The sequence below is a fragment of the Paracoccus sp. SCN 68-21 genome (assembly GCF_001724535.1).
In the GTDB taxonomy this organism is placed as follows: domain Bacteria; phylum Pseudomonadota; class Alphaproteobacteria; order Rhodobacterales; family Rhodobacteraceae; genus Paracoccus; species Paracoccus hibiscisoli.
This window is the reverse complement of sequence record NZ_MEES01000086.1, coordinates 1-6,112: the sequence shown is the minus strand read 5'-3', so window position 1 is coordinate 6,112 and position 6,112 is coordinate 1. Positions and strand designations below refer to the sequence as shown.

5 protein-coding genes and 1 pseudogene are annotated in these 6,112 nt (G+C 68.1%); 2 read left to right on the top strand and 4 right to left on the bottom strand.

Annotation, left to right across the window (positions count from 1 at the left end):
• Positions 1-71 precede the first annotated feature (71 nt).
• From ABS73_RS16680 to ABS73_RS16665, 4 genes and pseudogenes are all read right to left on the bottom strand, one after another.
• Positions 72-455: pseudogene (locus ABS73_RS16680) on the bottom strand (transposase); the annotation flags it as partial.
• 63 nt (positions 456-518) lie between these two features.
• Positions 519-2,048, bottom strand: coding sequence for a UxaA family hydrolase (locus ABS73_RS16675; RefSeq protein ID WP_277022799.1), 1,530 nt, complete (start codon positions 2,046-2,048; stop codon positions 519-521).
• A complete protein-coding gene (locus ABS73_RS16670) occupies positions 2,045-3,142 on the bottom strand; it encodes a mannitol dehydrogenase family protein (RefSeq protein WP_277022796.1) in 1,098 nt (365 codons plus the stop codon). Before ABS73_RS16670 ends, ABS73_RS16675 begins: the two co-directional genes overlap by 4 nt.
• The gene (locus ABS73_RS16665; RefSeq protein WP_277022794.1) at positions 3,135-4,127 is read right to left on the bottom strand and encodes a zinc-binding alcohol dehydrogenase family protein; all 993 of its coding nucleotides are present in this window, start codon (positions 4,125-4,127) and stop codon (positions 3,135-3,137) included. The genes ABS73_RS16670 and ABS73_RS16665 overlap by 8 nt, the downstream gene beginning before the upstream one ends.
• Before the next feature lie 99 nt (positions 4,128-4,226).
• On the opposite strand from ABS73_RS16665, the gene ABS73_RS16660 reads away from it, so the two are divergent.
• Together ABS73_RS16660 and ABS73_RS16655 are read left to right on the top strand one after the other, a co-directional pair.
• Positions 4,227-5,129 (top strand): GntR family transcriptional regulator, encoded by a 903-nt coding sequence (locus tag ABS73_RS16660; RefSeq protein ID WP_277022792.1) that lies wholly within the window; start codon positions 4,227-4,229, stop codon positions 5,127-5,129.
• Positions 5,130-5,166: 37 nt separating this feature from the next.
• Positions 5,167-5,892, top strand: coding sequence for a FadR/GntR family transcriptional regulator (locus tag ABS73_RS16655; protein ID WP_338118605.1), 726 nt, complete (start codon positions 5,167-5,169; stop codon positions 5,890-5,892).
• Positions 5,893-6,112: the final 220 nt, after the last annotated feature.

Here is a 6,112-nt window from a genome sequence, read left to right as displayed (position 1 = left end):
GCGGCGGCCTTTGTGCCGACATGCCGGATACGTTTGTGCAGACTGATCATGTCATCAAAAATTGCCGCTTGCAGACGGGGCGGGCCATACGTTTTCGCAGGCAGGCTGCAAGCCGCGCGGTGCGCCTTGAGATACGTCGCGTCGATCATAATCGTCTTGGGATCAGTGTCCTTTGCGGCCAGGCCGACCATGGTCTGGGCGAAGACCCCGTTATCGCTCCAACGCTTCCATCGATTGTAGAGCGTCTTTGCCGGCCCGTATTCCCCGTTTCGGGCACTCTCTCGAACCGGTGGCGTTCATGCCCTCACCATCGCACCACCACAAGCCATTGCGACTGAAGAAGATAATGCCGCTCAGCACCCGCTGATCATCAACCCGCGCCTAGCCATGGCTCTGGGGAAGAACGGACAAAGGCGCGCCATTTGCGCCCTCGTCCACCAAAACAGGTTGCTCATTGATCAGGTCTCCTTGCAGCGGCCTGGATCACGCAAAGAGCGTAAAATCAACGGGCCTGGAGCCTAGAGAACCGCGCCGATCTTCCATGGGACGAACTCGTTGTCGCCATAGCCGAACCCCTCCGACTTGGTGCGCTGGCCCGAGGCGGTGTCCAGCAGCAGGTCGTAGATCTGCGCGCCCATCGCCTGCAGGTCGGTGCCTTGGTCGACGACCGTGCCGCAGTTGATGTCCATATCCTCGTGCATCTGCGCGAACAGAGTCGAATTCGACGCCAATTTGACCGAGGGCGCGGGCTTGGCGCCAAAGCACGATCCGCGCCCGGTGGTGAAGGCGATCAGGTTGGCCCCCGCGGCGACCTGGCCCGTCGCCGCGACCGGATCGTAGCCGGGGCTGTCCATGTAGACCAGGCCCGGCACCGCGATGCGTTCGGCATAGGCGAAGGCGCCCGCGACCGGGGCCATGCCGGCCTTGGCCACCGCGCCCAGGGATTTTTCCAGGATGGTGGTCAGCCCGCCCTTCTTGTTGCCGGGCGAGGGGTTGTTGTCCAAGGACGCGCCGTTTTTCGCCGCATAGTCACGCCACCAGTCGATCATGCCCGCGATGCGCGCGCCGGTCGCGGGGTCGGCGCGGGCGATCAGCAGATGCTCGGCGCCGAAGATCTCGGGAGTCTCGGACAGGATCGAGGTGCCGCCCGCCGCGACCAGCATGTCGGAGGCCGCGCCCAGCGCCGGATTGGCGGTGATGCCTGAAAACCCGTCCGAGCCGCCGCATTGCATGCCCAGGGTCAGCGCGCTGACCGGCTGCGTGCTGCGGATGTCGGCATTGGCGGCGGCCGCGATCGGCTCCAGCAGCTCCAGCGCGCGGGCGACCGCCGAGGCGGAGCCGCCGACCTCCTGGATGTTGAAGCTGTGATAGCGGTCGCGCGTCCAGTCGGTCGGCTTGTAGAGGGTCAGTTGGTTCACCTCGCAGCCCAGCCCCACGATCAGCACGCCGCCGAAATTGGGGTGGTCGCGATAGCCCTTGAGCGTGCGGACGAGGACGTCGAACCCTTCGCCCTGCGCGGCCATTCCGCAGCCCTGGTCATGCACGATGGGGGCAAAGCCGTCGATATTGGGGTATTTCGGCCCCAGCACCCGCGTCGCCGCCTGCGCGATGGCATGGCACACCGTGGTGGAGCAGTTGACCGAGGCCAGGATGCCGATGAAGTTGCGCGTCCCCACCCGCCCGTCGGGGCGCAGATAGCCCTGAAAGGTGGTGCGCGCGGGCGGCGGAGGCAGGTGGCCGCGCTGATCGGCGTGGTGGGAATGGACAGCGCTCATGGCGATGTTGTGGACATGGACGTGCTGGCCCGGCGCGATGGGCTGGGTCGCCTGCGCCATGATCTGGCCGTATTTCACCACCGCATCGCCGGGCGACAGCGCGGTCAGCGCGAATTTGTGGCCCAGCGGGATAGGGTCGGCCAGCGGCGTGCCCAGCGCGTGTTCCCCCGCCGCCAGGGGGCGGAGCGCGATGCCCACGCTGTCGGCGGGGTTCAGGCGGATTGCGTCGGGGGCGCCTGCGGGGCGATGGGGCAGCACGGGCGGCAGGGTCATGGGGCGGCCTTTCGGGCGATGGCGGACAGTTCGGGCATGGCGGGTCCGTCGGGGCCGACCCAGTCCAGAAAGGCCCGGATGCGGCGGGCGATCTTTTCCGGGTGGTTCTGGGCGATGTCGGCCAGACGGTGGTCCAGGAACGGGTTGGCAAAGCGGTCCAGCGTGACCGCCAGATAGGCGCGGGCCTGCGACCCCCGACCGCGCGCGGCGAAACCGGGCAGGACCTCATCGGCATAGATCCGGTCCAGCGCGGCGCGGTCCGGCCCTGCCATCATCTGGCGCACCAGCAGGGCGGGGTCTGCCCCCGCCGCCAGCCAGCGGTCGGCCAGCACGGTATGGCCCAGGTTCAGGATGTGCAGCTTCAGCCGCTCGATCTCCTCCAGGTCGGGGACCAGTTGGACGGCGGGGTGGTCGCAGGGCAGGGCAACGCCCGGCCCGGCCTGGATCGCCCAGAGCGCATAGGGTTCGGCCACCGCGCCCGCAGGCTGCAGCGGTTCGGACACGATCCGGTCCACCAGGCTGTTGACCCAGACACAGGCCTCCAGCCAGTCGCACAGCGCGTCCGACGCCCGCTGCGCGCGGGCGATCTGCATCACGCGGGCGCGCAGCACGGCGCCGTTTTCCGGGACCAGCTCCATCGGAAAGATCGACAGCGGCGCGCCGCCCGCCGCCTGCCGGTGCGCCAGCAGGTGATACAGCTTGGCCGGAAAGCTCATCGCCTGGTCGAAGGCGGGCGCATCGTCGGCGTGCTGGGGCTGATAGCCCTGGTCGCCGGTATTGGACAGGATCGCCTGCGTTTCACTGGCCGCCAGCCTGCACAGCGCGGGCCAGTCCGTCGCGGTGGACAGCGTGCGCCGGACCGAGGTCACGCGGATTTCGCGGTCGACCACCTGTCCATCGGACAGGCCCCGGACACGCACCGGATAGCCGCGCGGGTCGGCCAGCGCCGCCAGACGCCCCGCCCGCGACGGGTCGCCCGTCGTCTGCACCACAGTGACCGTGCGCGGTGTGGCGGCCTCATGGAAGAACAAGTCGGCATGGGCCTGAAGGAACCGGCTGGTGCCGAATTGCAGGATGGGGGTCGGCTCAGACATGGATGATCGCCTTGATCAGCGCGCCGCGATCGGCGGCCCATTGCGGCAGCATGATCGCGGCCTGATCCAGCGTGGTGGAATGCGTGGCCAGCCGGTCCACCGGGACGCGCCCATCACGGATGCAGGCCATGACGTGGTCGAAATCGGATTTCAGCGCGTTGCGGCTGGCCAGCAGGGTCGTCTCGCGCTTGTGGAATTCGGGGTCGGGAAAGGTCAGGTCGCCCTTGACCACCGACAGCAGGACATAGGTGCCGCCATGGCCCAGCCAGTCCAGCCCCCGGTTCATCGCCGCGATGCTGCCCGTCGCGTCAAAGACCGCGTCATAGCTCGCCTGCGCCTCCTGTCCGACCTGTTCGGTCCGGGCCTGAGGCAGCACGCCCGCCGCCAGGGCCAGGCGTTCGGCGGATGCGTCGCGCAACGTGACCTGGGCCCCCGCGATGCCCGCGAAGATCGCGGCGGCCAGACCGATCGGGCCCGCCCCCACGATCAGCGCCGCGGCGCCGGGCCGCAGCCGCGCGCGGGCCACGCCATGCGCGCCGATGGCCAGAAACTCGACCATGGCGGCGGCGGTCTCGGACAGGCCGTGGGCGGGATAGAGGTTGGCTTCGGGGACGATGATCTCCTCGCACATGCCGCCATCGACATGCACGCCCAGGACGGCGATTGCCTCGCAGCAATTGGGCGCGCCGTTCCGGCAGGCGCGGCAGGTGCCGCAGGTCAGATAGGGGTTCACTACCACCAGATCGCCCGGCGCGATGGTTCCGTCGCTGCTGGCATCCAGCGCCCGGCCCGACAGTTCGTGGCCCATCACGCGCGGATAGGCGAGGTACGGCTGCTGCCCGCCAAAGATGTGATAATCGGTCCCGCAGATGCCCACATGGCCGATCCGCACGCGGACATGGCCGGCCCGGGCCTGGGGGCGCGGGCGGCTTTCCAGCCGCAGCGCACCGGGCTCGGGGCAGATCAGGGCCGTCATCTGGGTCATCGTCATCTCCGGGTTCGGGGGCCGCCTTGGCTTGCGGGGTCATGGTTCTTTATATAAAAAGAACCGAACCGGTCAACGGGTTATGCATAGGAGGCGGCGATGACGCGCGACAACCGGCTGTTCAAGGCCCAGGTCAATCGCCTGCTGACCCTGATCGAGGATCAGGGCGGGGCCGCCCTTGGGTCCGAGGCCGGTCTGGCCGCCACGCTGGAGGCCAGCCGCACCACCGTGCGGGCGGTGCTGTCCCATCTGCAGGACCGGGGCGTGATCGCGTGGGACGGGCGCGCGAAACGCCTGCTGCGCGCGCCGGAACCGGGCGACTTCTTTGCCGAGGACCAGACGCGCAGCACGCAGGAGATGATCCGCGACCGGTTCCTGGAATGGGTGCTGCAGGGCGACGTGGCCCCCGGCACGGTCCTGAACGAGACGCGCCTGGCGCGGCAGTTCGACCTGCCGCTGGCCGGGCTGCGCGAGTTCCTGATCCGCTTTGAGCCCTTTGGCCTGATCGAAAAGCAGACCAACCGCCACTGGCTGCTGAAAGGCTTTACCCCCGATTTCGCCGCCGAGATGTTCGAGGTGCGCCGCCTGTTCGAGACCCGCGCCCTGACGCGCCTGATCGCCGAGCCGGACCCCGCCCTGACCCAGCGCCTGACCGGCCTGCGGGCCGACCATCTGGCCGTGACCGCGGGCGGGCGGCGCGCGGCGCTGGAGTTTCCTGCGCTGGATGCGCGGTTCCACGCGCTGCTGTGCCAAGGGGCGCGCAACCGCTTTGTGTCGGATTTCAGCCGGACGATCTCGATCATCGTGCATTACCACTATCTGTGGACCAAGAAGGACGAGGCCGACCGCAACCGCCATGCCGCGGCCGAACATCTGGCCATCATCGACGCGATCCTGGCGGGCGATGCGCAGGCCGCCCAAGTCGCGCTTGCGCGGCACCTGGACACGGCCTGGCACACGCTGTCGACCTCGGTCGACTGGCAGGCGCGCGGGCAGGTCTGACGGCGCGCTTGACAGGGTCGCGGCGTTTCGCCTAGCTTTGGTCCAACCACCGAACCAAACGCAGGGAGGGCGTCGTTTGGCCGGAATATCCGCCGTCGAAGACATCAGATCGGTTCTCAGCCGGGAAATCGTGGACGGCTATCAGCCGGGCCAGTTCCTGCCGAACGAACGGAACCTGGCCGAACGGTTCGGCGTGGCCCGCAACACCATCCGCGAGACGATGATCCACCTGGAGGCCTTTGGCCTGATCGAGAAGACCCGCCGCGGCGCCCGCGTCCGGCAGGCCGATTTCGACCCGGTGTTCCAGATCTTTGCCCAGCATTTCGACAGCAGCCCCGACCGGCTGGAGGATGTGCTGAACTTTCGCCGCCTGACCGAGACGGGGGCCGCCCATTTTGCCGTGCTTCATGTCGAGGACGCGGTGCTGGACCGGATGCGGCTGGCCAATGACCGCATGGCCTCGGCGGTGACGGTCGCGCAGGCAGCCAGCCATGACTATGATTTCCACCTGGGCCTGATCGAGGCGGCGCGAAACGACATGGCGCTGCGCATGTATCGGGTCATGGGGGTCACGCTGCGCTTTTACCTGGAGATCGGCAAGTCGCAGCACTCCGACACCCAGACCGCCCATGCCCAGCACGCCCGCATCATCGACGCGCTGCAGGCGCGCGACCATGCAGGTCTGTGCGCAGCGCTGCACGACCATTTCGACCATTCCGGCCTGGTCCTGGCCGCCAACCGATCGGCCGGCACCCCCGGCTGACGCGACTGATCCTTGAGGGAGGAACCCATGAAACTGATCACCCTGACCACCGCCCTGGCAGCGATTCTGGCCGGACCGCTGGCTGCGCAGGAGGTCACCGTCCGCGTGGCCTATGAGAACAAGATAGTGTCCCACCGACTGGTGTAAGAGCGCCGACCTCCGGAAAGGTCCGAGTCTGATCAGGTGGCCACGGCGGGCAGCCTGACATCGGGATTGTCGG

Coding starts and splice junctions, on each gene's coding strand:
- ABS73_RS16665 (WP_277022794.1), bottom strand. CDS start 4,127: ATGACCCAGATGACGGCCCTGATCTGCCCCGAGCCCGGTGCGCTGCGG.
- ABS73_RS16670 (WP_277022796.1), bottom strand. CDS start 3,142: ATGTCTGAGCCGACCCCCATCCTGCAATTCGGCACCAGCCGGTTCCTT.
- ABS73_RS16675 (WP_277022799.1), bottom strand. CDS start 2,048: ATGACCCTGCCGCCCGTGCTGCCCCATCGCCCCGCAGGCGCCCCCGAC.
- ABS73_RS16660 (WP_277022792.1), top strand. CDS start 4,227: ATGACGCGCGACAACCGGCTGTTCAAGGCCCAGGTCAATCGCCTGCTG.